The organism is Amycolatopsis thermoflava N1165 (assembly GCF_000473265.1).
GTDB classification, from domain to species: Bacteria; Actinomycetota; Actinomycetes; order Mycobacteriales; family Pseudonocardiaceae; genus Amycolatopsis_E; species Amycolatopsis_E thermoflava.
Genome location: NZ_KI421511.1, coordinates 599,040 through 624,166, shown reverse-complemented (window position 1 = coordinate 624,166; position 25,127 = coordinate 599,040). Strand labels below are relative to the sequence as shown.

27 protein-coding genes, 1 tRNA gene and 2 pseudogenes are annotated in these 25,127 nt (G+C 67.4%); 15 read left to right on the top strand and 15 right to left on the bottom strand.

The window, feature by feature from the left end; translation table 11 throughout:
- Positions 1 to 83 precede the first annotated feature (83 nt).
- A complete protein-coding gene (locus AMYTH_RS0103150; RefSeq protein ID WP_027929080.1) occupies positions 84 to 1,181 on the top strand; it encodes an NAD(P)/FAD-dependent oxidoreductase in 1,098 nt (365 codons plus the stop codon).
- Positions 1,182 to 1,190: 9 nt separating this feature from the next.
- On the opposite strand, the gene AMYTH_RS43610 is transcribed toward AMYTH_RS0103150, so the two are convergent.
- Positions 1,191 to 1,700 carry a sugar phosphate isomerase/epimerase family protein gene (locus AMYTH_RS43610; RefSeq protein WP_051362488.1) on the bottom strand — a complete coding sequence of 170 codons (510 nt, stop codon included), beginning with the start codon at positions 1,698 to 1,700 and terminating at the stop codon, positions 1,191 to 1,193.
- Positions 1,701 to 1,759: 59 nt separating this feature from the next.
- Between AMYTH_RS43610 and AMYTH_RS43605 the strand changes: the two genes are divergently transcribed.
- The gene (locus AMYTH_RS43605; protein ID WP_037322182.1) at positions 1,760 to 2,194 is read left to right on the top strand and encodes a hypothetical protein; all 435 of its coding nucleotides are present in this window, start codon (positions 1,760 to 1,762) and stop codon (positions 2,192 to 2,194) included.
- An 87-nt stretch (positions 2,195 to 2,281) separates the two neighbouring features.
- Here AMYTH_RS43605 and AMYTH_RS43600 read toward each other — a convergent pair.
- Positions 2,282 to 3,239, bottom strand: a pseudogene (locus AMYTH_RS43600) (IS481 family transposase).
- Positions 3,240 to 3,699: 460 nt separating this feature from the next.
- Here AMYTH_RS43600 and AMYTH_RS48605 point away from each other — a divergent pair.
- Positions 3,700 to 3,849 carry a hypothetical protein gene (locus AMYTH_RS48605; protein WP_157360508.1) on the top strand — a complete coding sequence of 50 codons (150 nt, stop codon included), beginning with the start codon at positions 3,700 to 3,702 and terminating at the stop codon, positions 3,847 to 3,849.
- Positions 3,850 to 3,862: 13 nt separating this feature from the next.
- Here the strand turns inward: AMYTH_RS48605 and AMYTH_RS0103125 are convergent, their stop codons facing one another.
- On the bottom strand, positions 3,863 to 4,759 hold the full coding sequence (locus AMYTH_RS0103125) for a phosphotransferase (RefSeq protein ID WP_084022494.1): 897 nt from the start codon (positions 4,757 to 4,759) through the stop codon (positions 3,863 to 3,865).
- Between the two features lie 4 nt (positions 4,760 to 4,763).
- Positions 4,764 to 6,071 carry a tetratricopeptide repeat protein gene (locus AMYTH_RS0103120; protein WP_027929077.1) on the bottom strand — a complete coding sequence of 436 codons (1,308 nt, stop codon included), beginning with the start codon at positions 6,069 to 6,071 and terminating at the stop codon, positions 4,764 to 4,766.
- A gap of 156 nt (positions 6,072 to 6,227) precedes the next feature.
- Here AMYTH_RS0103120 and AMYTH_RS0103115 point away from each other — a divergent pair, with 156 nt between their 5' ends.
- The 8 genes and pseudogenes from AMYTH_RS0103115 (at position 6,228) to AMYTH_RS43590 (ending at position 11,879) form a co-directional block, all read left to right on the top strand.
- Positions 6,228 to 6,524 carry a hypothetical protein gene (locus tag AMYTH_RS0103115; RefSeq protein ID WP_027929076.1) on the top strand — a complete coding sequence of 99 codons (297 nt, stop codon included), beginning with the start codon at positions 6,228 to 6,230 and terminating at the stop codon, positions 6,522 to 6,524.
- Positions 6,524 to 6,745: a hypothetical protein gene (locus AMYTH_RS0103110; protein ID WP_027929075.1), complete on the top strand. Its 222-nt coding sequence runs from the start codon at positions 6,524 to 6,526 to the stop codon at positions 6,743 to 6,745. Before AMYTH_RS0103115 ends, AMYTH_RS0103110 begins: the two co-directional genes overlap by 1 nt.
- Positions 6,746 to 6,785: 40 nt before the next feature.
- Positions 6,786 to 7,604 carry a DNA glycosylase family protein gene (locus AMYTH_RS43595; protein WP_228684554.1) on the top strand — a complete coding sequence of 273 codons (819 nt, stop codon included), beginning with the start codon at positions 6,786 to 6,788 and terminating at the stop codon, positions 7,602 to 7,604.
- The gene (locus tag AMYTH_RS0103100; protein WP_027929074.1) at positions 7,573 to 9,039 is read left to right on the top strand and encodes a B12-binding domain-containing radical SAM protein; all 1,467 of its coding nucleotides are present in this window, start codon (positions 7,573 to 7,575) and stop codon (positions 9,037 to 9,039) included. The genes AMYTH_RS43595 and AMYTH_RS0103100 overlap by 32 nt, the downstream gene beginning before the upstream one ends.
- A complete protein-coding gene (gene tmk / locus AMYTH_RS0103095; protein WP_027929073.1) occupies positions 9,036 to 9,677 on the top strand; it encodes a dTMP kinase in 642 nt (213 codons plus the stop codon). The genes AMYTH_RS0103100 and tmk overlap by 4 nt, the downstream gene beginning before the upstream one ends.
- 9 nt (positions 9,678 to 9,686) lie before the next feature.
- Entirely contained in the window at positions 9,687 to 10,154 is a 468-nt protein-coding gene (locus tag AMYTH_RS0103090; RefSeq protein ID WP_027929072.1) for an NUDIX hydrolase, read from the top strand.
- A 642-nt stretch (positions 10,155 to 10,796) separates the two neighbouring features.
- Positions 10,797 to 11,066, top strand: a complete 270-nt coding sequence (locus AMYTH_RS51140) for a hypothetical protein (RefSeq protein WP_027929071.1) — start codon at positions 10,797 to 10,799, stop codon at positions 11,064 to 11,066.
- A gap of 68 nt (positions 11,067 to 11,134) precedes the next feature.
- Positions 11,135 to 11,879: pseudogene (locus AMYTH_RS43590) on the top strand (hypothetical protein).
- Here AMYTH_RS43590 and AMYTH_RS49425 read toward each other — a convergent pair.
- The 7 genes from AMYTH_RS49425 to AMYTH_RS0103050 all read right to left on the bottom strand — a co-directional run bounded on the left by AMYTH_RS49425 (position 11,822) and on the right by AMYTH_RS0103050 (position 16,819).
- Positions 11,822 to 11,977: a hypothetical protein gene (locus tag AMYTH_RS49425; protein ID WP_167344554.1), complete on the bottom strand. Its 156-nt coding sequence runs from the start codon at positions 11,975 to 11,977 to the stop codon at positions 11,822 to 11,824. The pseudogene AMYTH_RS43590 and the gene AMYTH_RS49425 overlap by 58 nt on opposite strands.
- 47 nt (positions 11,978 to 12,024) lie before the next feature.
- Positions 12,025 to 12,153 carry a DUF3732 domain-containing protein gene (locus tag AMYTH_RS51135; RefSeq protein ID WP_157360507.1) on the bottom strand — a complete coding sequence of 43 codons (129 nt, stop codon included), beginning with the start codon at positions 12,151 to 12,153 and terminating at the stop codon, positions 12,025 to 12,027.
- 54 nt (positions 12,154 to 12,207) lie between these two features.
- Complete coding sequence (locus AMYTH_RS43585) at positions 12,208 to 12,705, bottom strand: Mov34/MPN/PAD-1 family protein (protein ID WP_051362487.1); 498 nt, start codon at positions 12,703 to 12,705, stop codon at positions 12,208 to 12,210.
- Positions 12,702 to 13,997, bottom strand: a complete 1,296-nt coding sequence (locus AMYTH_RS0103065) for a ThiF family adenylyltransferase (protein ID WP_051362486.1) — start codon at positions 13,995 to 13,997, stop codon at positions 12,702 to 12,704. The genes AMYTH_RS43585 and AMYTH_RS0103065 overlap by 4 nt, the downstream gene beginning before the upstream one ends.
- Positions 13,994 to 14,566 (bottom strand): hypothetical protein, encoded by a 573-nt coding sequence (locus tag AMYTH_RS43580; protein WP_051362485.1) that lies wholly within the window; start codon positions 14,564 to 14,566, stop codon positions 13,994 to 13,996. Before AMYTH_RS43580 ends, AMYTH_RS0103065 begins: the two co-directional genes overlap by 4 nt.
- Positions 14,567 to 14,574: 8 nt before the next feature.
- The gene (locus AMYTH_RS0103055; protein ID WP_027929069.1) at positions 14,575 to 15,549 is read right to left on the bottom strand and encodes an SMODS domain-containing nucleotidyltransferase; all 975 of its coding nucleotides are present in this window, start codon (positions 15,547 to 15,549) and stop codon (positions 14,575 to 14,577) included.
- 187 nt (positions 15,550 to 15,736) lie between these two features.
- Positions 15,737 to 16,819 carry an SAVED domain-containing protein gene (locus AMYTH_RS0103050; RefSeq protein WP_027929068.1) on the bottom strand — a complete coding sequence of 361 codons (1,083 nt, stop codon included), beginning with the start codon at positions 16,817 to 16,819 and terminating at the stop codon, positions 15,737 to 15,739.
- 207 nt (positions 16,820 to 17,026) lie between these two features.
- Between AMYTH_RS0103050 and AMYTH_RS43575 the strand changes: the two genes are divergently transcribed.
- Positions 17,027 to 19,546 carry a type I restriction-modification system subunit M gene (locus AMYTH_RS43575; RefSeq protein WP_157360506.1) on the top strand — a complete coding sequence of 840 codons (2,520 nt, stop codon included), beginning with the start codon at positions 17,027 to 17,029 and terminating at the stop codon, positions 19,544 to 19,546.
- Between the two features lie 15 nt (positions 19,547 to 19,561).
- On the top strand, positions 19,562 to 20,245 hold the full coding sequence (locus AMYTH_RS0103040; protein WP_027929067.1) for a hypothetical protein: 684 nt from the start codon (positions 19,562 to 19,564) through the stop codon (positions 20,243 to 20,245).
- Between the two features lie 357 nt (positions 20,246 to 20,602).
- Here the strand turns inward: AMYTH_RS0103040 and AMYTH_RS48595 are convergent.
- Positions 20,603 to 20,690 (bottom strand) — tRNA-Ala (locus AMYTH_RS48595).
- Positions 20,691 to 20,946: 256 nt separating this feature from the next.
- Between AMYTH_RS48595 and AMYTH_RS51045 the strand changes: the two genes are divergently transcribed.
- Positions 20,947 to 21,270 (top strand): acyl-CoA dehydrogenase family protein, encoded by a 324-nt coding sequence (locus tag AMYTH_RS51045; protein ID WP_027929066.1) that lies wholly within the window; start codon positions 20,947 to 20,949, stop codon positions 21,268 to 21,270.
- Between the two features lie 48 nt (positions 21,271 to 21,318).
- Here the strand turns inward: AMYTH_RS51045 and AMYTH_RS0103030 are convergent, their stop codons facing one another.
- The gene (locus AMYTH_RS0103030; protein ID WP_027929065.1) at positions 21,319 to 22,188 is read right to left on the bottom strand and encodes an SDR family oxidoreductase; all 870 of its coding nucleotides are present in this window, start codon (positions 22,186 to 22,188) and stop codon (positions 21,319 to 21,321) included.
- 78 nt (positions 22,189 to 22,266) lie between these two features.
- Between AMYTH_RS0103030 and AMYTH_RS0103025 the strand changes: the two genes are divergently transcribed.
- Positions 22,267 to 22,830, top strand: coding sequence for a TetR/AcrR family transcriptional regulator (locus AMYTH_RS0103025; protein ID WP_027929064.1), 564 nt, complete (start codon positions 22,267 to 22,269; stop codon positions 22,828 to 22,830).
- A 447-nt stretch (positions 22,831 to 23,277) separates the two neighbouring features.
- Here AMYTH_RS0103025 and AMYTH_RS0103015 read toward each other — a convergent pair whose 3' ends face one another.
- Positions 23,278 to 23,703 carry an ATP-binding protein gene (locus tag AMYTH_RS0103015; RefSeq protein WP_027929063.1) on the bottom strand — a complete coding sequence of 142 codons (426 nt, stop codon included), beginning with the start codon at positions 23,701 to 23,703 and terminating at the stop codon, positions 23,278 to 23,280.
- Positions 23,704 to 24,710: 1,007 nt separating this feature from the next.
- The gene (locus AMYTH_RS51040) at positions 24,711 to 25,085 is read right to left on the bottom strand and encodes a hypothetical protein (protein WP_323807253.1); all 375 of its coding nucleotides are present in this window, start codon (positions 25,083 to 25,085) and stop codon (positions 24,711 to 24,713) included.
- Positions 25,086 to 25,127 lie beyond the last annotated feature (42 nt).

Here is a 25,127-nt window from a genome sequence, read left to right as displayed (position 1 = left end):
CACCACAGAGGCGTTGCAGTTCGTACTGCGAACTAATATGGTTCGCACTACGAACTGAAAGACGAACCAAGGAGTGTGAGATCATGAGTCGGACCGTCGTCGTCATCGGTGGCGGATACGGGGGCGCCTCGGTCGCCAAGGCGCTCGAAGAGGAGGCCGACGTCGTGTTGGTCGACCCACGGGACGCGTTCGTCAACGTCGCCGGGTCGTTGCGGGCGGTGGCTCAGCCAGACTGGGCGGGCAACATGTTCTTCCCCTTCGACACGATGCTCACCCGGGCCACGGTGATCCGGGACCGCGCGGTCTCGGTCGACGCGGAGGGTGTCACCCTGGCCTCGGGCCGCCGGGTCGCGGCGGACTACCTGGTCCTGGCCACCGGTTCCCGCTACGCCTACCCCGCCCACCCCGCCGCGGACTCCGTCGACGAGGCGTTGAACGACTTCCGCCGGACCCACAAGGAACTGGCGGGCTCGGACCGGGTGCTCATCCTGGGCGCCGGACCGGTCGGCCTGGAACTGGCCGGGGAGATCAAGGAGGTCTGGCCGGACAAGCAGGTGACCGTCGTCGCCCCGGCCGAGGAGCTCCTGCCCGGTTTCCAGCCGGAGGTGCGGGCCGATCTGCAGCGCCAGCTCGCCGAACTGGGCGTCGACGTGCGGCTGGGCACCGGCCTGGTGGCGCCGCCGTCGAACCGGCCCGGCGAGACCGGAACCTTCACGGTCGCCACCACCGGCGGTGACCGGATCACCGCCGACATCTGGTTCCGCGCGTTCGGCACGAACGTCAACAGCGACTACCTCGCCGACAGCAAGCTGACCACCCGCACGCCGGACGGCGCGGTCCGGGTCACCGACACCCTCAACGTGGCCGGGTACGACCACGTCTACGCCGTCGGCGACATCACCGACGTGCCCGAGGCCAAGATGGCCGGGTACGCGATGCAGCACGCGGAGGTGGTGGCGAAGAACATCACCGCCCAGCTGCGTGGCGGTCGGCCCACCGAGACCTACCGGCCACTCCCCTTCCCGATGATCCTGCTCCCGCTCGGATCGGGCGGCGGAGTCGGTCAGCTGCCCTCCCCGGACGGCCCTTCGGTCGTCACGGCCGACATCGTCCGGCAGTACAAGGGCGCCGACCTGTTCACCGGCCGCTTCACCGAGCAGTTCGGCCCCACCGCCGGCTGACGGGGGCGCTCAGTCCCGGAGCTCCGCCTCGATCGAGCGCAGGAGCGCGTGCTGGCGGCGCACCTGTTCCAGCGAGCGGTAGGGCGCGCGGTCGCCCTCGTACTCGCTGGACAGCCAGCCGCTCCAGCCGTGCCCGTCGAGCGTCGTCAGGATCTCCCGCCACGGGATGGTCGCGTCCACCAGGTCGGCATCGATGTCGAAGAACTTGGCCTGGATGAACACGACGTGCGGGAGGATCTCGGCGAGGTCGGCCATCGGCACGGCGAGCGGGCGCCGCCAGCCCGCTTCCTGCGCCTCTTCGGACAGTCCTTCGTGCTTGGCGGTCACCGGGGCGCGCTGGAAGATCCCGGTGTCGATGAGCAGGCCGAAGTTCTTGGTGCCGGTGCGTTCGAGGAAGGCGAGGTAGCCGTCGACGACCTCGTGCCGGATGGGCGTCGGCGCGTGGATCTCCGGGCAGATGACGATGCCGTGACTGCGCCCTGACCCTGTACAGCACGTCCGGTTTCTGACGGATGCCACGACGAGGTGATGGGCAACATCGCTACCCGCGAGAACACGGGTAGATCAGCATTGCGGGCATGACGAAACAGACCACCCCGGCCGTGACCGTGACCGATCCCGACGCCCGCGAGAAGCTGCACATCGCCCGGGTGCTGCTCGGCGGCTACGCGGCCGTGAGCGTGCTGACCCTGCTCGCGATCGTGGTGTTCAGCGGCAATCCCGGCATCGTCACCGATGCGGTGTGGATCCGCGGCTCGATCCTCGCCGTCGCCTCGCTGATCACCTTCGACACGCCCGGGCGCGCCAGCGACGGCCGGGCGTCACGATCACGGCCGCACCGCCGGACCGCCGACCGCATCGCGGCACTCCCCCCGCCAGATCGTCGACGAACCGATCGCCACACTGCTCGCAGTCGCCGAGGCGGTGCGCGCCGTCAAGGTCAGGCGCAACTCGACGTCGACGTTGAAAGCGAGTTGGACCGGCTCGTCCGCAGGCTTGAGCGGGCGGAATGATCGAGCCAGAACGCGATCACTCCCTCGACCGGCGGCTGGCAGGCACCCGTGACGCCTTGCCCTCGGTCAAGCGCCTGACTCGGCGCCCTAGTTGTGCTGTTTGGTGAGGTTGGTTCCGCGGCTGGCGGGGGTGTTGCCGCCGATGCCGGTGTGGGGTCGGTGGTAGTTGTACCAGTCGAGCCAGTCGGGGAAGGCGGCTTGTCGTTGGGTTTCTGAGGTGTAGGGCTGGTGGTAGGCCCATTCGTCGAGCAGGGTGCGGTGGAAGCGTTCCACCTTCCCGTTCGTCTGGGGCCGCCAGGGGCGGGTGAAACGGGGTGTGCAGGTCGGTGCAGGTGGTGTGCCAGGTGGTTTTGCGGTAGGCCCAGGCGTTGTCGGTCAGCACCCGCTCGATGGTGATGCCGTGGCTGGCGAACCAGGCGTGCGCGCGGCGTAGGAAGGCTGCGCAGGTGGCGGCTTTCTCGTCGAGCAGGATCTCGGTGTAGGCCAGGCGCGAGTGATCATCCAGAGCGGTGTGCAGACAGAGGTAGCCGCCGCCGGCGGTGCGGACCTGGTTGGCTCGGCCTTGGGCACGGCCCAGGACCTTGTGCCCACCACCGTCGGGGATACGGCCGAGTTTCTTGACATCGACGTGTACCAGCTCGCCCGGAGTAGCGCGTTCGTAGCGGCGAATCGGCTCGCCGGTGGCGCGGTCACACGCGGCCAGCACCGGCACCCCGTGGCGCCGCAGGATCGCATGGGCGGTCGAGGGCGCCACCCCGGCCCGCACCGACAGGCGAACCGGGCCGATCTTGTGCTCCTGCCGCAACATCACGACCAGAGCCTCCACCTCAGGCGACGTGCGGTTCGGGCTGTGATGCGGCCGGCTGGACCGGTCGTTCATCCCCGCCGGGCCGTGCTGGCGATAACGGCCCACCCAGCGGGCCACGGTGGTGTGACTGACCTGAAACCGCTCCGCTGCCCGACGCAGCGACCATCCCTGCTCCACGACACACAGGGCAAGCCGCAGCCGGCCCGTCGGGGTCAACGAGGCGTTACGGTGGACCATCGAGGACCTCCTGGTATGCGGGTGTTGATGTCGCAATCCACACCGAACCCGGAGGTCCTCACCCACATCAAGATCATCCTCAGCGTGTCAGCCCATCACCAACGTCCCCGAACAGCACACCTAGAACGAGATCCGCATCGGTAGCAACATCGTGAGGCGGGATGGTGCCCCCTACGTGGTGATGGACGCCCAGCCGCTGAAATTCGGCGGCGCCCCGATATCTTCCCGAGTTACCGATGTCGGCCTGGATTGCGCCAACGCGCAGGACCTGCAGTAACCCATGCATGCCACGTGCCCATAAAGATGGGAGCGATGCCGCTGCAAGGTATCTTGGTTCGATGAGCCGAAAACCGCCGGGCCATTCCTGGTCAGGTTTCACCGAGGCGCAGGGCGGCTGCGGGACTTCCTTGATCACCTTGGCAACAACGGCTGGGCACGGAACCCGCAGAGCGAGGAGCTCATGCCCAAGGTGCTGAACAATCTACTCGAGGCCGGACTTGGTCTGGAGGGCATCAGGGATGCAATGGCTTCGCTCGGCTACGACAATGACAGCTTGCATCAACTCGATCGTTGGGAATCCAAGCGCACGACTGGCAAGTTCGGTCCTTAGACCGCTCGCCTTATCAGAGTGCCGACCAGGTCCACGGTCGTGCCTCTTCACCTCGAAGGCAGGCGATTCGGTGGCGGGTCTCGTGGGCAGCGTTGGGGTTACTGGTGGCTTTGCTGGCGGCGAAGGCGACCCAGCGCAGTTCCTGGATGTCAGCGAAGGTGCGGAATTCGGGGGTTTGAGTGATGTCGTCGTCGCCGTAGGCGGTGAGGAAGGCCTTGTAGTCGGCGTCGGTGAGGCGGGCGAAGTCGGTGTAGTCGACGGCGATTTGCACGAGGTCCCACTGTTTGGGGCCGATCGAGAATGCTTCGAGGTCGAGCAGGATCGGCTGGCCGTTCTCGGGGACGGCGACGTTGCCTTGCCAGGCGTCTCCGTGCAGGACGAACTGGCCTTGGGCCGTTTCGAGTTGGCGGTAGTCGGCTTGGAGTTGGTCGAGCCGGTGCAGGAGCCAGTCGCGGTCGTCGGCGTTGATGCTGGTCGCTGTGTGGATGCGAGGTGCGATGTCGGCGAACGGGTTGTGTAGCGGGAGTTCTGGGCGGGCTGGGACGTTCAGGCTGTGGACGGCTTTGAGTACGGTGGCGAGTTCTGCGGGGGTGGCCGGGCGGTGCGGCGGGAGTAGGTGCCACCAGGTGACGGGTCGCTCGGCGACGACAACGAGCTGCCGCACGCCCTCGACGACCTTGACTGTGGGGATGCCTTGGTCGGCCAGCCAAGTGGCTGTCTCGACTTCTCGGCGCGCAGTGTCTGCGGTGCCGCGGCGGCCGATCCTGGCGACTATGCCCCCAGGGAGGCGGTACATCACGTTGGAGCCGTCGCGCATGAGTTGCGCGCCCTCGCTCTCGATCCCGGCTTCGGTAGCCGCGGCTCCGAGTACGTCCCAGGCGGGTTTCGAGTCGGTCGTCACGCCGTGCATGCTCTCAGGCGAAGGTGTTGGTCACGGCCGCGATCCCGCGCTGCAGCTCTCGGACGTCGCTGACCTGCGCATGTTTCCGGGACGCGAGCGCGAGGCCGCGGAGTTCGTCGGCGACGCGTCGCGATCGCAGGGTGGCCGCGGCGTCGACGGCCTGGCGGCCGATGGGGACGGCTTCGTCGATGTCGCCGACGGCCATCATCAACGCGGCCAGTCGGGTGCGGGAGAACGCGCGGGAGCGGGGGTAGGTGTCGCCTTGCCGGTCGATGGCGGCTTGCAGGCGGCCGGCGGCGAGTTCGGGCTGCTTGCGGTGGCGGGCGAGGGGGATGAGGGCTTTGCCGGTGCTGCCTTGGTGTTCGGCGTCGTCGTAGTAGACCAGCCAGGGCGGGTCGGCGGCGGGGTCGCGGTGGGCGAAGTGTTCGTCGGCGCGGCGGATGTCGTCTTCGGCTTCGCGGTGCCGTCCGGTGAGTGCGAGGATGCGGGCGTGCAGTGTCCACAGCATGGCGCGGGCGGTGGCGGTGAGCCGGTCGGCGCGGACCTGGGCGAATTCGATCAAGGACAGCGCGTCGTCGAGGTCGTTGAGGTAGGCGGCTTTGCGGGACATCTCGGCCAGCGTGTTCGCGCGAAGCGCCCAGGAGCTGGCCTGCTCGGCCGCCCAGAGCGCGAAGTCGAAGCAGCGGTCGGCGGCCCGGTAGTCAGCGATGTCGAATGCCGCGAACGCGACGACGCCGGCCAGGTTGCCGACGGCTTCGTGCAGGTCGCGTCGCACCCCGGTGGTGGCGCGGGCGTCGAGGAGGTTGCCCGCCCAGCGCAGCTGGCCGAGGGCGGCTTCGGCGGACAGGCCGCCGCCGAAGAGGTTCTCGGCGAGCGCGACCGCGCGCGTGGTGGTGCGGACCTGGTCGACGTCGCTCCAGCCGACGCTGGCCGGGACCGGGGTCTCCACCGTCGTGTCCGCCAGAAACTCGGCGGGGGAACGTCCGAGGGTGACTGCGCGGAGCTCACCTGGTTTGGAGTGAGCCAGTGCGGTGTCGCTGGTGTTGCCGCGTCTGGTGGGGCGGAAGCCGAGGTCGGCGTCGCTGCCGGCGCCGAGGACCGCGCGGAGTCCGGCTCGGTAGGGGGCGCTGGGCCAGCGGACCTTTCCGCGTTCGTAGCGGGCGATGGCGTGCCCGTCGAGCTGGTAGCGCTGGCCGGTGGTGTCCCAGAGGTAGCGGTTCACCTCGTCGGCCAGCTCGCCCGGGCTGATGGGTTCGCCGGGCGCGCGCCGGGAGGGGGTTGCGCGGCGTGCGGCGCGGAGCTTGTCGTTCGGCTCGTCCATGATCCCCTCCCGATCGGCATCCCACTGTAGCTCGCGGACCAGCGAGGATGCCCCGGTTTGCCCCGGGATGCCCCGCAGAATGCCCTTATCACGGCAGCACCTGGGCGCCACGCTGGTGACATGTCCCGAGCACAGACCGTAACCAGCGAGTGTCCCGTGATCGACGAGTTCCTGTCTCCCGCGGTGCGTGAGCTCGCCGCGGCGGCCGGGTTCCGGTTTTCGCCGAGTCACGTGACGGGGATGTTGCTGGCGCGGCGCCGGGTCGGGGTGTTCGTCGATTACGTTCACCTCGGTCCTGCGCAGGTGCCGTGGTCGTGTGCGGCCCGCTTCCGCGCCGACTTCACGCCTCCGCCGGGCTCGGACGGTGGCACGGCGTGGCGCTCCGACGTCGGTAGCGCCGATCGGCTCCTGCGTCGGGTCATCGACTGGAGCGACGATGACCGCGACCGGTGATGAGCAGCCCAGGCCGCGAGGCGGTGGCATGGCTGGGGGTGTGGAACCGCTACCGTCACGTCGTGCTGGCGGGCAACACCACCAGGCTCACCGCGCGCAGACGCTCGTTCGGGCTCGCCGAGTGTGGTGTCGCGTGCGTCCCGGTGACCGTGGCCTCGACCCGTCCGTGGTGCCGCGCGTGTACGGCCAGCCGGGTCCTCAGCGAGCTCCGCCGGCTGTAGAAGTTTCGCCCGACAACGCCCTACAGAAGGGGACGCCGCCGTGCTCGTCGATGCGGTCATGATCGATCACCCCGCCTGGATGCCAGCCGCCGAGGGTCTCCTGCGCGTGGTGCGACGGCGCGACACGGTGTGGCTGCTGTCCTGCCGACAGGGCTCGAGCGGGTGCACCACGGACGCGCAGCCGCTGATCGGGTCCGGAGAACGTCCGGTCCTGGACGTCCTCGATCCGAGCACGCTTACCGGGCCCGACGACCTGGTCGCGCCGCTGCGCGATGCGGGGCGGGTCGGGCGCTGGCGCAACCCGGATCTGTGGGACGCGCTGGCCACCTCGATCGTGCGGCAGGTGATCCGGGCCGGGCAGGCACGCAAGCTCTACCGCCTGTTCAGCCAGACCCACGGCCAGCTCGTCGACACCGCGTACGGCCTGCTGTGGCTGTTCCCGACCGCCGAGACCGTGCTGGAGCTGCCGGAGGCCGAGTTCGCGCGGCTGGGGATGGCGTTCAAACGCCGCCCACTGCAGATGGCCGCTGCGGCCTACCTTGAGCACGGCGACAAATGGGCCGACCTTGATCCCTTGCTCCTCCGGGATGAGGTTCAGACCGTGCCGCGGATCGGGCCGTGGACGGCCGGCGCCACCGTCGCCGACCTCACCAACGACTACGCCCTTTATCCCTTCGCCGACCTCGCCGTCCGCACCTGGGCCCGCCGGCTCGCCCCCGAACGGGCCTGGCCCAGCTCCGAACCGGAGTTCGCCGCCGTGTGGCGCGAGCTGGCGGGCGACCAGCTGTCCAGCTGGACGCTACTCACACTTGCCTGGGGAGTTCGCCATGCCAACACCACCGGAGCCGCCGCTTTCTGACCTGATCGCCGGCGCCGACCTCACCCGCACCCTGGACGCGGTGTTCGTCAACGCGCCCCTGCGCGACTACACGGAACGACCCCGGGTCAACGACTTCACCCTGCCCGTGCTGGGCATGGGCTATCTCGCCACCTACGCCGCCTCCCGCGGCTTCAACGTCGGCCTGCTCGACGCCGAAGCCCACGGCCTCGGCATCGACACCACCATCCGGCTCCTCAACGACCTCGCGCCCCGCTGGGCCGGGTTCAACCTGCTCGCCCCCACCTACCAGCTCAGCGCCCGCATCGCCGCCGGCCTGCACCCCGACATCAAAATCCTGCTCGGCGGCCACCACGCCAAAGCCATGCCTGCCGAGATTCTCACCGACCCCCGCATGGCCCGCTGCACCGCCCTGGTTCTCGGCGAAGCCGAAACCCGCGTCGCCGAACTCCTCGACAACCACCACCGCCGCGCTCACCTCCCCGACGTCCTCTGGCTCGACCCGGCTACCGGCACCGTCGCGCGGGGATCCGGCCAGGACAGCGGTCATCACCTGGCGCCGGACATCAACGCGTTGCCCTTCGTCGACCGCCGCTACCTCACCCAAGACCCCCACCACGACCACGGACGCCTGGAGGCGAACATGGTCGGCGCGCGCGGCTGCCCCTACAACCGCTCCTTCTGCGGCGCCGCCGTCTCCGCCAACCCCGACGTCACCATCCGCACCCGACACCCGCACAACATCCTCGCCGAAATGCACCACCTCCGCGACGACGGCGTGACCGCGTTCCGGTTCGTCGACGACCTCTTCCTCGGCGCCCGCCGCGTCATCGACCAGATGATGGCCGTCTTCCACGACGACCGGGTCGGCGACTGGGCCGTCTGGGATGCCACCGGCCGGATCAACGTCCTGCACCGCGCCAGCGACACCACCCTCGACCTGCTGGCGCGCAACGGCTTACGCGAAGTCGCTTTGGGTATCGAATCCGGCAGCCAGCGCATGCTCGACCGCATCGACAAACGCATCGACCCCGCCATGGCCCGCACCGTGACCCGCCGGCTCGCCGAACGCGGCATCAACGTCAAGGGCTACTTCATCCTCGGCTTCCCCACCGAAACCCGCGACGACATCGACACCACCGTCCGCCTCGTCCACGACCTGTGGGACCTCACCGAGCACCTGCCCGGCACCTTCCGCGCCTCCACCTTCGAATACCGCCCGTATCCCGGCACCCCGAACTGGCACCAGCTGCTCGCCACCGGCCGCTACACCCCAGATCAACTGCTCAACTACAGCCACGTCGACCTCACCGACGCCGGCCTGGACGACACCCTCCGCGAGCGCGACGAGTTCAACTTCTCCGTCAACCTTCCCCTCGCCGACGCCCCCATCGACTACATCCGCACCCACCTCGTCGCGCTCGCCCGCGAACAACACGCCCGGAAAGCCGCATGACTCACCACCACCGGGGCCTGTTCGTCACCGTCGACGGACCCGCCGGAACCGGCAAAACCACCCTCACCCACGCCCTCGCCGAGCGCCTCAACCATGACGGCTACGCCGTACACCCCACCACCCAACCCTCCCGCAACCAGCTCGGCGAAATCGCCCGGCACGGAACCGACACCTACCGCGGCTACGACCTCGCCTGCCTCGTCGCCGCCGACCGCTACCACCAACTCCGCACCGAAATCCAGCCCCACCGCGCCGCCGGACGCATCGTGCTCTGCGACCGCTACGTCCCCTCCTCCTACGTACTGCAAACCATGGACAACGCGCCACCCGCCTTCATCCACACCCTCAACGCGGCAGCCGACCGACCCGACCTCACAATCTTCCTGACCGCCGACCCCACCGTCGCCGCAGCACGCGTCCGCCGCCGCGGCGCGCACAGCCGCTTCCACACCGACCTCACCTCAAGCCGAACCGAAGCAACCCTCTACCGCGACGCCACCACGAACCTCAAGACACAGGGCCAGAACCTGCTCCAGCTCGACACCACCCACACATCGACGGACCAGCTCGTCGAGGTCATCACCCGAAAGCTGACCCCACTGGCCCGCCTCCCACGACCGGAACAAGCCACCGCGTAGCCTCACCGCGTGGCCGACCGACACCTCATCGACGTACACGTCCTCCTCGTCGACAACGGCAACCTCCTGCTCACCCGCCGCCGCGACCCCAACCCCACCTTCAACGGCCGCTGGCACCTCCCCTCCGGCAAACTCGACGCCGGCGAATCCGTCCTCCACGCCGCAGCACGAGAAGCCCACGAAGAAATCGGCGTCGCCATCGACCCCGACGACCTCCAGCACGTCCACACCCTGCACGTCAACGGCTCAGGCGTCGAGCCCCGCCTCGGACTGTTCGTCCTCACCACCCGCTGGACCGGCGAACCGGTCAACCGCGAACCCGACAAGTGCTCCGCAATCAACTGGCTCCCCCTCGACAACCTGCCCACCGACCTCATTGACTACCCAGCCGCCGGGATTCACGCTTTCCTCACCGGACAGACCTTCGCCATCCTCGGCTGGACTTCCACCAGAACTCCCGTCGCAATCCTCGGCTGACAAAGTCCCGAGCACCACCGCTTATCGCCGACGGACTCAACCCAGCCACCGCCGAAAACCGGGCAGCCACCAAGTTCATGTGGACCACCGCGACACCGCAAGAGCTTGACACCCTCTCCGCGATGAACGCCGCACTGTGGACCCAGCTCACGGCCAACGACCCGCGCCCATGGAAACTGTGGATGCGCGGCTGCTCGGCACTGAACATTCGTTCGCACACCCATGAACGATCTCAACGACGTTCTGCCGACCTGATTGCGTCTCGCGCCGCAGGAACGAGGTCGGCTGCGGTCGCTGCCCCTTCACGATGTGGCGGCCGAGCCGGCGCAACCGGTCGTGTGGCCGGCCGGAGTTCGGGCCGTGCCACAGTTCGAGAGGTCCTATCGGTAGCCCCTTCGAACCACAACACGGCAGTTCAAGCGACCCGAAGGGGCTACCGATGCTTCGGAGGCGTGGATGTTAGGGGACCTTACTCGAAGATAAAAGACCAGGTCAGGGCCCTGGAAGAGCTCCGTGTGAAGCTCCCCAGCCCCGAGACCCCAGAGCCGAGCTTGATCAAGCGGGACCGACCTCGCCGGGCCCGGCAACTCCGTGCCGAGCAAGTCGAACAACTGATCGCCGACTACCGGTCCGGGTGCGACAGTGTACGAACTCGGTGACCGGTTCGGCATCGAACGGCGAGCCGTCAGCAACATCCTCCACCGGCACGGCGTGCCGATGCGCCGAAGCGGCCTCACGCCCGAGCAGATCGACGACGCCATCCACCTCTACAACCTCGGCTGGTCCCTCGCCCGAGTCGGCGACCACCTCGGCGTCAACCACACCACAGTGCTCAACAAGCTCCGCGAACGCGGCATCCCCACGCGAGACACCCACGGGCGTCCGCGCGTCGAAGTAGGTGATCTTCGATGACTCGGCCCGTAGCTATTTCACTGCGATCAGGTTCGGACATAGCCACCGTCGTCGTGAAGGCCGTCACCATGATCATGGGCGTCGTCGTCGGCCTCACCTTCCTGTTCGGCTTCGGCAACGTACTCAGCCTCGCCCTCCGGCTGGGAGTCCCGGTCTGGGTCGCGCCGCTCGTCGCACCTGCGGTCGACCTGTCGATCCTTGGCCTGCTGCTGGGTGCTCGGCACCTGGCGCTGGCGGGCGCTTCCGTGGAGGTATTGCGGCCGGCTCGTCGGCTCATGATTTTCGCGAGTGTGGTCACGTTGGCGTTGAACGTGGCCGACCCGGTCGCCGCAGGTGAGTTCGGAAAGGCGGCCTTCGACGCGGTGGGCCCGCTTCTCTTGATCGGTTGGGCTGAAGTAGGCCCCGGCTTCCTGCGGGCGATCGGTGAATGCAGTTCCTCGACGGCTACGGGTCGCGCGGTTGCCGAAGGGCAGCCGGAGATGCTCGCGCGGGAACAGCCGGAAGCCGGTCTTGTCGGCCGCGAGACCAAGCGGGAAGAGACGGCCGGCCATGATAGGCCCCGCTTGACGCGGCAGAAGCGTTCGCCAGAGGAGCTCTTGGAGTTGGCACGAGAAGCCGGACACTGAGCATCGTGCCGCTCACCAGAAGCCGATTTCGGCGGACACGCTTCGTGTTCTGTTGCGCATAGGCGCGACTCAGGCGCGGCACCTGGTCAAGGCCGTGCGCTCTGAGTTTCAGGCGCGGACCCACGGCGATCAGAAATTGGGCAGCGTCCCACGAGACGCCGAGCGAGTCAGCGCCATGGCCGCATGATGCACAAGCTCGGGCACATAGTGGTCGCCGTGTTGATCGAGGTCTGACGAGCGCATACCAAAGCGCGGGCCGTTGACAACGAGGATTTCCTCAATCATCGTTGACTCAATCTAGCCGCGCTGGCCACGAACTTGAGCCGGATCGATTACGAGAAGATCGTTCCATTGATCCATTCGAGAGGGACGAGTTTCTCGCCGCCTCGCCAGTTGTGCTTCACGGAGTCTTGGAACCAGTCATCGACGAGGTTGGCGTGATCGCAGACGATCACCTGCATCTTCGGGGCGCTTCGCGGTCCGTGTCGCGTTCGGGAGTTCCGGTGTTCCAGCCCTCAGCTATCTTTCGTCTCGCTGTTCACCACCCTCTCTACGGGAGCGGCGCACGCATGGGTGGGTGTGACGATCCATGCAGTGAGCTGAGGCGTATGCCAGTCCTTCGTGTCGTCAGCAAGGATGATCGCGACAATGTAGTCGAATGCGAGTTCCGGGTCGCTGAGGAGAGTCTGGTAGGTCGCGAGGTCCCTGGTGCTCGGTCGCGGTGGTGTGTGGAGGTGGGTGTGCCATTCCCCGATCCAGATGCTGTGATCGAGTGCGAAGGCTTGGTTGGCGAAGGATTGCGCGTGCTGAAGGTCGCGTTGGAAGAAGTCAGGCCCTCGGATGGCGTCCGGGCCGGGACGTCCGGCGTGGCGGACGACGATAGCGTCGGGTTCCGCCGCGCCGAGCAGGATGCCGCCGGTCCCCAGGCCGTCGGTTGAGGCACGAGCTTCCTCCCCGATGACGGACATGGCTGACGCGGTGAGGATGATGTTCTTGGGGATGGGCGTGGTCACGGCTGGCCACAGGTTGGGCAGTCGGCTCGGGGTGGGACTGCTGGCGTCCATCGCATGTTGCCGGTGTAGCCGAGGTCGAACGGACCGGTCCATCCCCGACGGGCTTGCAGCCCGATCGTGAGGTGTTCGCCAGGGAGACGGTGGGCAAAGTTGCCCGCGGTTTCTAGGGCGGTCGAGACGGTGACTTTGGCGGCGAGGTCCCCGACGAGGAAGAGGTCGGAGCCGACGGCGGTCATGGGCCGGTGCAGTGTTCCCGTGCCGTAGCCAGCTTCGAGCGCCGGTTCGGGGTCGAGGACGCCGTGCTCGGCGAGTGCCTGCCGCCGGCAGAGGAGGCAGCCCTGGTCAGGCCAGGGGCGCAGTCGGATGACCTCGCCGATTCCACCGTCAGCGAGGACGCAGGCCAGGATCGCGGGCCTGTTGGCGCGGCGGGCCAGGTGGCTGGTGGTGCGTCGTGGTGCCACGCCGTCGGCGCAACAGAGGATGATGCTGGTCTCGTCGAAGAGGCCGCGGATGCGGTCGGCGTCGTCGACGACGTCGTACCGCAAGGCGGTGATCTCGGTGTCGCCGCGGTGGTCGGCGAGGTGCTCGCGGAGGGCATCAACCTTGTACTGCCCGACGTAGCGGCGAGGAAGTACGTGGCGGACGAGGTTGTGCCACATCAGCCGGTCGGGGTCGACGAGCAGGAGCCGGCCGATGCCGTAGCCGGCGAGCGCGGTAGCTGCTGCTCCCCCGATGCTGCCAACACCGACCACCATGACCGTGACGGCCGACAAGTCGGCTACCGGCCAGTGAGGGTGCAGTTGCATGATGCCGGTGGTCTCCGGCTCGACGGCTACCGAGGCTCCGAACACTCCCGTTCGCGTCACCCACCACGCCGCGAGTCGGGAGATAGGTGTCTCGTCCCAGGGCGGCTCGTCTGCGTCCGGTGCGTAGGTCAGCACGACGTACCCAATGGCGCCAGGGTCGGCGAGTGGCTTGGGGAGCCGCTTGGCGAACTCGTCGAACGGCACCCCGACGTAGTCACCCCGTCGGGTGATCCCGTACCACCACTCGTGCAGCTCCACCGGTACCCGGAACCAGAATCCCTCCCCGCCGGTGAGCCCGGAGTTCATGGGGTGGGCTTTGGGCTCCAGCATCAGCTGGTACCCGGCGGTTGCGGTGCGGATGAAGCTGATCAGGAGCAGGTCGTCGGTCTCGGAGCGTTTGAACCTGATGCTCCCCGACGTGCCGGCGTTGGCCGTGGTGAGGTAGCGGAGTCCGTCGCGGGGTAGCAAGAGCAGAGTGCTGGTCATTCGGCGGTCCCGGTGGGCTCCGGCACCACGGCGCCGTCGTCGTCCTCGGGTTTCTCGCTGGCGGTAGTGATGACGTCGTCGAGGGCCGGGTCGCTCACGATCCCGTGCAACGTCATCTGCTCCAGTACTCCGGCCTTCATCAGGGCGTATTCGACTCGCCAGGCCGCGGCCTTCAGGAGGAGATCGCAGATCGAGTCACGGGGATCCCAAGCGGTGTCGGTCTGGAACTGGCACAGGCTGCCGTCACCGTTGACGTGCCACCGGTGCTGGGTGCACTCGACCGGTTCCGGCCGCGGGACGACGGGGTAGATCCGGGGCGGCACCATCGGGTACGCCTGCCGGTAGGCGATGACCACTTCCAGGCCCGCGCCGCCGAGAAGGCGTGACAGGCCAGGTGGCTCCGGCCGCTCCAGGGGCCACATGGGGAGCCGCCCTACCCAGCCGCCCGCGCCGTCCGGCGTCCAGGTGAGGTCCGGGAACCGAGCGGTGACCTCCTCCCGATCTCGCGCAAAGCGGGCCGGTTCTGCGTCCCACCAGTTGATCGGCGCGATGTCGCGCAGCGCAGTCATGGTCTGGGTCAGCCCTGCGGGGCGTCCTTGATCGGGCGCGGCGCCACCGCCGGAACGATCAGGGCGGGACTGGTCTTGGGCTTCCCCTGCGGCGCTGGGAAGTCGGCGCCGAACACCTCCCGCCACAGCTTCCTGGCGTCGTCGGTGTGGCCTTCGTCGGCCGCGTCGCACGCCTGATCGGCGAGGTCGGCGGCGTTCAGCAGCGATTCGCACAGGCCGATCCGGTCCAGTTTGGGCTGGATCTCGCCGCACAATCCCGCGGGATCCATGACCGGCCCGTTCCCGACCGCGGTCGCCGCCGCCGTGAAGAACCGCTTGAGGGCCTCCGGGCGCGAAAACCCACCCGGCAGGTAGTGCAGGGCGAGGACCTCCATCACCAAGGACTTGACCTTGCCCTCCACCTCGGCGCGCTTCCGCCACGCCTTGAGCACCCGGACCATGCGCAGGAAGTAGTCCCAGTCCGCGTTGCGCTTCTTGACCTCCTCGACCAGGTACTGCGGGTTAGCCGAAATCCAGTTGGAGGAGTTCTTCTCCGGGATGAGCAGGGCACCGTTGTACTTGAGCGCGGGCATCGCGTCCACGGTGAACCCATCGTCGTCGTCCGGCAGGTCGATGAAGCACTTGACCGCGTGGTTGCGCGGGCTGGCAATGCGGACCAGCTTCTCCACGGTGCCGTTGGTGGCGCCGAGCAGCTTGTTGACCTTGCCGCCCAGCACGTCGAGGGCGTCAGCGGCCGAGTCGCCGGGCTCACCCCACCCTGGATGTTCGTCCAGGTCGAACACGACAACCAGGTCCAGGTCGTGGATCTTCGGGCCGATGTGCGTGCTGCGCCGCAAGGAGCCCGAGCCCCAGACCTCGACGACGTCGGACTCCGCGCCCAACGCGCTCTTGAACGTCTCGCGCCGCTCGCGGGCCTCCTTAACCTGCGTCGAATCCGCGTCCACCTGCTTCTGGAAGGCGTCGAACGCCGCGCCGAGGCTCATCGGGGATTCCCTTTCTCTGCGGATACCCATGGAACGCCTCGTCCAGGTCAACCAGAGTCATGGATGGGCCATGACCAGCGTCGCAACCGTCCAGCGGCGTCTTCGTGAGAAGCGTAACCGTCCCCACCGACAACTCCGGCCAGGCTCGCGCTGGCACCGTGCCGGTGGCCTCCGTCCTGGCTCGGACTTAGACGGAAGCCGGGGCCGGGAAGGGCTCATAGGTGTTACTGGCCGCGTCGAACGTGAAAGCGGTCCACCGGCCGTGCTCCGGCGACGCGAGCCGAGCACCGAGCGCTACCGCGATCGCGACGGGTCCGCTGAGGAAGATCGCGTGCCGGCCGGTTCGAGCGCCAGCTGGCAGCGGCGCCTCGCGCCAGGCCCGACAGGTCTGCTCCACCACACCGGTGAAGGTCGAGCTGTCCTCGGCCAACCGCGAGGAGGCATTCCGGAGCCGGAGTAGGTAGCCGATGCCGTGCTGGCGGCACGCCGCCACCACCTGGTCGAAGAACTGGTCTCCGCGGCCCTGCAGATCCAGCGCGAGGGCAGCCCTGTTCGGGTCGCCCTCGTCGATGGCCTCCAGCCGGTCGACGGTCAGCGGCTCCATGCTGGAGTCGATCGCGCGCAGCGAGGTCGCCGGAAAGTATGCCGGTGCCCCGTCCGCTTGGCGGATGGCGTGCACCATGACCTCGCGAGCGTGGGTGTACCCCAACCGGGCGCCGAACCAGAACGCGACATGCAGCGGCATGGTCGGGATCAGATTGATCCGGACGGCGTCGGGTGTCAGGCGCTCCGCCATCGTCGTCGCCGACAACGTCTCATCGGCCAGGGCGTCGACCAGTTGCCGGTCCCAGACGCCGCCACCGGGCAACTCGATGCTGGTCTTCAGGGTTACCGTGCACGTGCTCCGGCTGAACGTCTCCGCCTGCTGGTCCAGCTGCTGGGCCCATGCCAGCCCGCGACGAGCATCCGTCGCGGTGACCACGATGCCGACCCGCACCTGGCGGCGTGCTCGGCTCCTCAGCCACAGCCCCAGAGCAACGAGCGCAAGCCCTGCGACGAAGGCCAGGACGAACCACCATCGCCCAGAGGGCTCGTCCGCCAGGAACGACTTCGCGGCCTCAACTCCAAACCCGCCCGCGACCATCCCACCCACCGTGAGCGGTGCCGTGCCGTCGGTGACGAGTGCCCACCCTCCTTGCGAGCCGCCGGAGGTGTCGGCAGAGCCGACCACCGTCAGCCGGGGCAAACCCGGCCGTTCTGAACCTGTCACCACAACCATCCGTTCGGGGGCCGATGCTCGCGACGTGATCGAGCCAGCAGAGCGGTGCCACTCTATTCGGTCACGCCGGTGTCGGCGTCTCCTGATCACCGCCCGTCGACGGGCCTGTTGCTCACCTCGGTGGTGCCCGTCCACGTAGGCTCCTCAAGACCAACCGTGGGAGACAGCAGGTGAGGGCGGAAGAACCGCGCGTCAAGGATGGGGGAACGCATGAGTGATTCGGTGACGCAGCTATCGAGACTCATATGGTCAGTTGCTGACCTACTGCGCGGCGACTTTAAGAGGTCAGACTACGGCAGGGTGTTATTGCCGTTCACTGTGCTTCGCCGCCTCGACTGTCTTCTTATGCCAACCCGGCGCAGCGTTCTCGACGCCGTAGAGAGCCTGGATCACGGCTCCGCAGATTCGGACGCTGTGCTGCGGGATGCCTCCGGCCACCCTTTCTACAACACCAGCCGCTTCACTCTGGGGGACACCGTCACCAATGGTCCGCAGATGGCCGAGCGGCTTCTGCTCGACTATGTGCGCAGCTTCTCCCAAAATATCCAGCAGGTGTTCGAGCGCTTCGGATTCGACGCCACGGTAAAGCGTCTAACCGATTCTGATCTGCTCTACCACGTCGTTGGCCGATTCCATCACTTGGACATGGGACCGGCTCTCTCCGTCCACGAGATGAGCTTCATTTTCGAGGACCTGGTACGGCGCTTCGCTGAACAGCCCAGTGAGATTAGCGGCGAGCACGACACGCCTCGCGACGTCAGCCAGCTCATGGCCGCGCTCGTCATCGAGCCCGATCCGGGACAACTCACTGCTCCCGGCTTGGTTAGAACCGTCCACGATCCTGTCTGTGGCGCTGGCGGTTTACTCAGTGAGGCGGCCGACCGCATCACCGGCATGAATCCCGAGGCCCAAGTCCGCCTGTCCGGCCAGGAACTGAACGCTGAGAGTTGGGCGATCGCCCGCTCCAACATGCTGATGAGCGGGCGAGACCCGGACCTGGTTGCCTTCGGAGACGTTCTTCGCGAGGATCTGTTCGCTGCAGAACGATTCGACTATCTACTGGCCCACCCCCCGTTCGGTGTCGATTGGAGGAACGTCGAGCAATACGTCCGGACGGAGCATGAACGCCACGGTTACCAAGGCCGTTTCGGCGCCGGGCTTCCTCGTATCAACGATGGGTCCCTGCTGTTCCTCCAGCATATGCTGGCAAAGATGAAGCCCGTGGACGACTCCGGACGAGGTGGGAGCCGTATCGCGATCGCCTTCAACGGCTCTCCCATGTTCGCTGGTTCTCCTGGGTCAGGAGAGTCTGGCATCCGACGGTGGATTATCGAGAACGATTGGCTCGAAGGCATCGTCGCCCTGCCTGACCAACTCTTCTCCAACACCGGCATCAGCACATACGTGTGGGTGCTCAGCAACCGTAAGCCCGCCAATCACCAGGGGCATGTGATTCTTGTAAAGGCCCAGGAACACTGGCAGAAGATGCGCCAGTCGATCGGTAATAAGCGCAAGTACCTTGGCCCTGATCAGTTGACCGAGATCGTCCAGCTCTACAGCGAAGCCACGTCCTCCGCCCAGTCTCCAACTAGGTCCCCGCGCGACCACGTGCGAGTAGTGCGGAACCAGGACCTGCTCTATCGCCAGATCGTTATCGAGCATCCGCTACGACTGCGCTTCGAACTCTCTGAGGAGGCCCTCGACAGGCTCGCTGCTCTGCGGCCTATCCAACGGACGGACGACCCCAAGGCGCTGCTGACGGCGCTCCGAGGACTCGTCGGTACGACGTGGGACACGATCTCCGAGGCCCGTGCAGCGCTGCGCCGTGCCGCCAAGGCCGCCGGCCAAGCCTGGCCCGGCGGAACCGCGTTCGACAAGACCGTCCGCAACGCGCTTGGCGTACGCGACCCCGACGGTGAACTCCAGCAGCGCCGTGGGGCGCCGGAGCCCGACGTGGAGTTGCGCAACACAGTCTTCCTCCCGTTGCATGAAGAGCCTGAGAAGTACCTCCGAACCAAGGTCCGACCCCGCACCCCTGATGCCTGGATCGACCCCGACCGGACGCGACTGGGATGCGAGATTCCATCCACGCTCTTCTACGTGGCGGATTTCAACGGCCCCTTCGAAGCGCTTCAAAATTTCGCCCGACTGGAAACGGACAAGGTCAAACTGCGCCGCCCAGCGCCGGACGAGGATGCGCCAGCCCCGCCGAAGCACCTCACTTCACCGCATCTGCACACGGTGGACTCAGCCGTTGAACTTCCCGACGCGGAAATGGACGATTCCGAGTTGACGCAATGCTCGGGCGGCGACCTCGTGGGACGCTCCGGCAACTGGAGGCTTCTCCCCGCAGGGTTCGGCGAAGCAGTTACCCCCTTATTCGTGCTGCATCCGCTGCAGGGCCGCGGCAGAGTACTATGCGAGTGGCTCAACTCCCGTAGGGACCACGGCGCATTCCCGCGCGTGCGTGACCTGCTAGACACGCCTGTACCTGTGGAGCTAGTCACCGACGCCACGGTTGACGATCTACTTGAGGATGTACAGGAAGCGCGCCGTGCCCTGCGGACCGCGACTGAGGGCATCCTGCCGAACATCTTCTCCGGCAGCGAGACCCTCAGTGAGGAGATCCGAACCACCATCAGGTTCGCCTCCCATGAGGCCCGGCTCGCAGGTCAACTGGTTCGCCCCTTCGACGATCCCATTTGGCGCGCAGAATAAAGCTATCCCTTCCACATGGCTGCCCTCGCCCGCCGTTACCGTGTCGGCACACACCCAGCGGAGCGCAAGGACGGCCTGCTCAAGCTCGGAGAAGGCACCGCACGGACGCTAGGCATCCTTGCTCTCAGCGAACTCATCGCACACCACAACGGTTTCACCCGCTCCCTTCGCCAACAGTTCCGCAGCGGGGCAACCTTCGGCACCTGGCTCTGGCTGATCGAACGCTTCCTGGAAGAGGTTGAGACCCCGGTCCTATCGGAATTGGAAATTCTGCAGGAGCGTGGCTCGACACGAGCGCTCCTGGAAGAGATCAAGGACTTCCGCAACAGCTCCCACCACGCCCACGGCGTCCGCACGAGCCACGAGGTCGACGAAGACGTCGAGAAACTCGAACCACGCGTGGTCTCGGCCATCAGCTCGGTCAACTGGCTGTCGGGTATCGAGTGGTACTGGGTAGAGCGCTGCGAATACCTCGACGACTCCTCCTACCGCATAGTCGGTCTGCTGCTACGCGGCAGCCATCCAAGCTGGGAACCATTCGACGATCAACCACCTACCCCCTACGCCCAGACCGCATCTACGTCGACAGCGGTCCATCAAGCCCAGTCGATCTCTGGCCGCTGGCAATGGCCAGCATCTGCCCGGACTGCCGGACGCGGGAACTGTTCCTACTCAACCAAGTACGAGACGGACAAGTGATCCTCCGCAGCCTGGAGGAGCACTCCCTGGAACTCCCGTATCGCAGTTCCGAGGCCCCATAGGGTTCGCGACCAAGCAAACCATGCGCTCATCGGCACGTGCGTGTGAGCACTCAAGATCAACCGGACCTCCACGGCCCCAACAGAATAGTACGTAACCAGCCCCTGATCCGAATCCAGTAACAGTGCGTGATCGGCACTGAAGGATGGAAGATGCGAAGCTCGACAGCCGCGCCTGGCGTCCGCCGCGCAGACCAGCCAGCTGAACCTCGTCGCCGACAACGACCCTGATCAGGGGTCGACCGAATCGCGCTACGTAACGAAACTGGCTCAATTTGGTATCGCATGTCCAAAAGCTTGCGGAACTAAGGGGACTCGAACCCCTGCCCCCCACACTGCCAGTGTGGTGCGCCACCCGGTCTGACCAGCGGCTTTCGAGAATCCGCTGGTCGACTGGGGCAGTCTGGGGCAGTCCGGTGCCGTTCGATGCTGTTCATCGTCCTTGCGACCGCCCCCGTGCCCCAGTTTTGCCCCAGGGGCAACAGTGTGAAGCCTCCGTGCGCCCCCGAAATCACGTCGGTCACGCGCGGGAGGCGGAACCGATGCAGCACCGCGTGGTTTGCTCGACCATCCAGCGGTAGACGCCGAGACCGGAGCCATGCTCGGTCCCGCAGCGGGCGAACTTCGATTCGTTTGTAGCCGGTGCGGGGCTCGCTGGACCGGGCTCGGCCCGGTTTTCGGCCCCGCCGGAGAAGGCCACCCCGCGGATCGCTGATCACCCCGGCGATCCAGGGGGTTTCCGGGCGCTTCTACCTGGGCATCGCGGAGGGCGCGCTGGCCACGGCCGCGGAGTACAGCCGTACGACGAGCCGCCCGTGGGGCACTCGTCAGCGCGACCTCGGCCACGACCGGTTCGGGCGCAACGTGCGCACGCACATCCTGCACGATCCGGCGGCCTATAAACGCCGCGAGGTCGGCGACCTTCTCCTCAACGGCACCCACCCGGGGTTCACCCTCTACACGTGAGCTGGGCGAGCCGCCGCGGACCGGGCGCGCTACCGCTGCCCTGATGCGTCAGGCGGTCCGCGTCGCCGATGCGGGCAGGTCCGCCAGGAACTCGTCGAAGGTGCGGGCCGGCCGGCCAGTGAAGTCGGCAACGGTGGTGGTCGTGGCAGCGAGCGCGCCGGCGGCGACCTCGGCGTAGAGCGCGGCGACGTCCGCGGCGAACCCGGCGGGCACGCCTTGGGCGATGAGTCTGTCGGCGAACTGCCGCGGCGGGAGGTCGACGTAGCGCACCGGCCTGCCGAACGCGGCGGACAGCTTGGCCGCGATCTCGGTGTGCGTGAGTGCCTCCGGACCGGTCACCACGTGCGCGCGGCCGGTGCCGTGGGAACCGGTCAGCAGCACGGCGGCGCAGGCGGCGATGTCCTGACAGTCCACGTAGGACACGCGTGCGTCGCCGTAGGCGCCGATGAGATCGCCATCCTCGGTGAACGAGCCCGCGCCCGTCAGGAAGTTCTGCATGAAGCCGCTCGGCTGGAGCACCGCCCAGTCGATGCCCGACTTCGCCAGCGCCTGCTCGATGTGCCAGTGGGCGCCCTCGGCGAGCTTGCCGCCTTCGCGGGCGCGCCACACCGACACCTTCACGATGCGCCTCACACCCGCCCGGCGGGCGGCCTCGATGGCGGCGAGCTGCTGGCGGACCATCGGCTGCTCGCCCGCGGCCGGCACCGCGCCCGCGCTGTTGAGGAAGAGCTTCGCGACGCCGGCGAAAGCGCTGTCCAAGGAGGAGGGGTCGTCGAAGTCCCCGACGACGTAGGGGCAGCCGAGTTCGTCGCCCTGTTCTGCTCGCCGCACGAGAGCACGGAAGGGGATCGCCTCGGCGGTCAGCCGCCGGACGAGGTGGCGGCCGATCGAGCCGGTCGCTCCGGTGATGAGAATCATCAGTCGTGTCCTCACGTAGAATTCGAAGGTCCCTCGGCTTAATATATCGAGGCTCCCTCGACTTGACAAGGAGGCACGATGACCACCACTCGCCCGCTGCGCGCCGACGCCCGGCGCAACCGGGACCGGCTCCTCGACGCCGCAGAGGAGGGTTTCCGCGAGCGGGGCGTGGAGGCGTCCCTGGAAGGGATCGCCCGGCGAGCGGGTGTGTCGATCGGCACCCTGTACGCGCACTTCCCCAGCCGCGCCGCGTTGGCCGCCGCCCTCCTGCGCGCCCGCCACGACGACCTGTTCGCGCTCGGGGATTCGCTGCCCGGCGAGCAGATCGCCACATGGGCGCGCGCGGTCACCGCGCACGCGGCCACCTACCGCGGGCTGGCCGCGTTCCTGGTCGCCGGGTTCGCCACCGAGGCGTCGGAACTGCACGACGACTGCGCGCGGATGGAGCGGATCACCGAGCGTCTGGTGCGCGGAGCGCACGCCGCAGGGGTGATCGACCAGGATGTCACCGCGACTGACGTCCTCGCGGTGACCGGCGCGGCCGCCTGGACGCGGGAACAGGTCTCGCCCGAGCAGGCGGACCGCCTGCTGGAGATCGCTCTCCGCGGATTTCAAAGCCGGACCGGTAAGCCGAGCCGATGAGATGTGCTGACGCAGACAGATGAAAAGCCGTCACCGGGATGCCGGTCTGGTCGTGATCGCCACCGTGCCCACGATCAACCCGTGGCGCGCGGACTTCGAGCGCCCGCCGTTGACGGACGGCTCGGTGCCGTAGGCGCGCAGGAACGTCCACGGCCGCCCCAGGCCAGCAGGGCAGGGAACTGTTCGGTGGCCAATTCCCGATCACACGACCGGACTGGGCCGGACAACGACAGCCACCTGGCCGCAGGTGAGCTGGGCGCAGGGCACTGGACATGCTGTCGCAGCGGATCGCGACGAGCCTGCGTGCTACGTCGCGTCACCGTGCTGAGCCGGCGGTGCTACCGGGCCGGTCGGCCCGAGGGACGGTTCGAGGGTGACTCAGTAGGCATCGCCACCCAATCGCAAACTGTCGCCGACCAGATGCATCTTGCACTGTTCCTCACCCACTCACTTCAGGGCGCGCGCGGGCCACACCATGACGATGGTCGTGCCGATGTCCCCGCAGGTGAGGCGGGTGTCGGGAGCGAGTGCCCGGATCAGCGGCAGACCGCGCCCACCTCTGGGCTTGCTGTCGTTCTCGCGCCAGCGACCGCGGTCACCGACCGACACGGTCAGGGCCTGGTGGAGGGTGACGGTGAGCGTCATGGTGCCCTCATCGGCGGTCGAGTAGGCGTACTCGACGACGTTGGCCAGCGCTTCGTAGGCGGCCAGCTTTACATCCGTGACTAGGTCAGGCGGCAGCTCACGGGCCCGGGCCCAGTCGGTGAGCACGTCGCGGAGGACGGCCGCTTGTGCCGCGGTGGCCGCGACTTCACATATCAAGACTTCCCCGGCTACGTGTGACGGTTCCTCGACCGCATCGAACGCCGTCACGTTAAGGGACCTCTCGCTCGCTGCTGCATGGCTGGGACCCGTATTACCCCGCGACACGAACTGGCTAAACCACTGGTAAGGCCGCCCATGTCCGCAACGACCATCTCGTTGGCACAACCTGAGTGGGGCCACTATGCCCGGTGGCGCCCCGACCCTTTCCCGCGGATGCTCGCTGCGTGGCAGGCCGAGATCGACAGTTTGCCGTCTCCGAACTGATCAACGTGAGGCCGCAGGGGGCGATCGTGACCACGGCCTGGCGGCCCGGACGACGTGGCCATCACGCACAGCAACCCAACGAGTCCGCCGAGCAATTCGGCGACCACTTCGTTGTCACACTCACCGTCGCAGGACAACACTCCTTCCCAGCGAAGAGCGCCGCGCAACCTGAACAGCACTTCGTCTCTCGCCGTCATGCGGAGTGCGGGACATCACCCAGCCTACGATGGACGGCACCGTTGTAGTTGCGGCCGGTGAGATCGACATTGATACCGCGTCATTGCTGGGCGCATCGATCCTTCGACTGCATTGAGCAATCCGGTGCCGGACCCTGCGTACTGGACCGGACCTCGGTCATCTTTTCTCGACTCCGCCAGTCTCACCGTGTTGCTGGAAGCCACTCTGCGCGACGAAGGACACGCTGCGCATCGTCGTCGAGACCAGCCGCCCGCTTGTCCGGCCCATCGAGGTCACTGGTCTCGACGAGGTCCTGCCCCTCTACCTCACCGTTGACGACGCCTCGCGGCCGGCGAGGCATATGTGCCGGTGCCGGGGAGCTGATCGCGCAGTCGCGTGCGATGCACCCGGAAGAACCTGGGCTCGAACTGACTACGGGCCTGCGCCAAGGCGCGGTCGAACCCCGGTACGCACGCGGTGAACGTCCCGTCGTCCGAGCGCACCGGTACCCGCGCCGAATCCCCATCCCGGGCTGCGTGCTGGTCGCGTTCGCCGGAACCGCGATCGGCGCGGGTCGAGGACGTGCTCGCGGCACTGCGACGGATTGACCCCGGTCAGAAGGAGCCGCTGCCCCTGGCGGGCCGAGGTAACGACCAGGTCGCGTACCGGATGAGACAGGCCGGACTCCCTGCTCGCCGCTGTGTCGGGGAGTGCGGCCCAGGCTTCGTCTGGTGGGTGTCGTAGGTGACGGTGAGCCCGCTGGCGGTCAGGCCGAGCTGGATGATGGCGCCGGCGTGCGCATCGCCGCCGAGCAGGGCTCGGCCGATGCGGGTTTCGATATCTCGGGCGATGAACCGCCGTAGCCGCCGGGCGCCATAGACCGGGTCGAATCCTGCTGGGCGATGAAATTCGGGCTGAGCAGACCGGCAGGCACCTTTCGGGGGGCGACCGACGGTGGCGAAGCTCGTCAACGTCCACCTGCCAGGCACCCCGAGCCCGAGGGCCGGCCGGACCAAATGGACACCACATCA

Coding starts and splice junctions, on each gene's coding strand:
- AMYTH_RS0103150 (WP_027929080.1), top strand. CDS start 84: ATGAGTCGGACCGTCGTCGTCATCGGTGGCGGATACGGGGGCGCCTCG.
- AMYTH_RS43605 (WP_037322182.1), top strand. CDS start 1,760: ATGACGAAACAGACCACCCCGGCCGTGACCGTGACCGATCCCGACGCC.
- AMYTH_RS48605 (WP_157360508.1), top strand. CDS start 3,700: ATGCCCAAGGTGCTGAACAATCTACTCGAGGCCGGACTTGGTCTGGAG.
- AMYTH_RS0103125 (WP_084022494.1), bottom strand. CDS start 4,759: ATGCACGGCGTGACGACCGACTCGAAACCCGCCTGGGACGTACTCGGA.
- AMYTH_RS0103120 (WP_027929077.1), bottom strand. CDS start 6,071: ATGGACGAGCCGAACGACAAGCTCCGCGCCGCACGCCGCGCAACCCCC.
- AMYTH_RS0103110 (WP_027929075.1), top strand. CDS start 6,524: ATGAGCAGCCCAGGCCGCGAGGCGGTGGCATGGCTGGGGGTGTGGAAC.
- AMYTH_RS0103100 (WP_027929074.1), top strand. CDS start 7,573: ATGCCAACACCACCGGAGCCGCCGCTTTCTGACCTGATCGCCGGCGCC.
- tmk (WP_027929073.1), top strand. CDS start 9,036: ATGACTCACCACCACCGGGGCCTGTTCGTCACCGTCGACGGACCCGCC.
- AMYTH_RS49425 (WP_167344554.1), bottom strand. CDS start 11,977: ATGATTGAGGAAATCCTCGTTGTCAACGGCCCGCGCTTTGGTATGCGC.
- AMYTH_RS51135 (WP_157360507.1), bottom strand. CDS start 12,153: ATGCAGGTGATCGTCTGCGATCACGCCAACCTCGTCGATGACTGGTTC.
- AMYTH_RS0103065 (WP_051362486.1), bottom strand. CDS start 13,997: ATGACCAGCACTCTGCTCTTGCTACCCCGCGACGGACTCCGCTACCTC.
- AMYTH_RS43580 (WP_051362485.1), bottom strand. CDS start 14,566: ATGACTGCGCTGCGCGACATCGCGCCGATCAACTGGTGGGACGCAGAA.
- AMYTH_RS0103055 (WP_027929069.1), bottom strand. CDS start 15,549: ATGAGCCTCGGCGCGGCGTTCGACGCCTTCCAGAAGCAGGTGGACGCG.
- AMYTH_RS43575 (WP_157360506.1), top strand. CDS start 17,027: ATGGGGGAACGCATGAGTGATTCGGTGACGCAGCTATCGAGACTCATA.
- AMYTH_RS0103040 (WP_027929067.1), top strand. CDS start 19,562: ATGGCTGCCCTCGCCCGCCGTTACCGTGTCGGCACACACCCAGCGGAG.
- AMYTH_RS0103030 (WP_027929065.1), bottom strand. CDS start 22,188: ATGATTCTCATCACCGGAGCGACCGGCTCGATCGGCCGCCACCTCGTC.
- AMYTH_RS0103025 (WP_027929064.1), top strand. CDS start 22,267: ATGACCACCACTCGCCCGCTGCGCGCCGACGCCCGGCGCAACCGGGAC.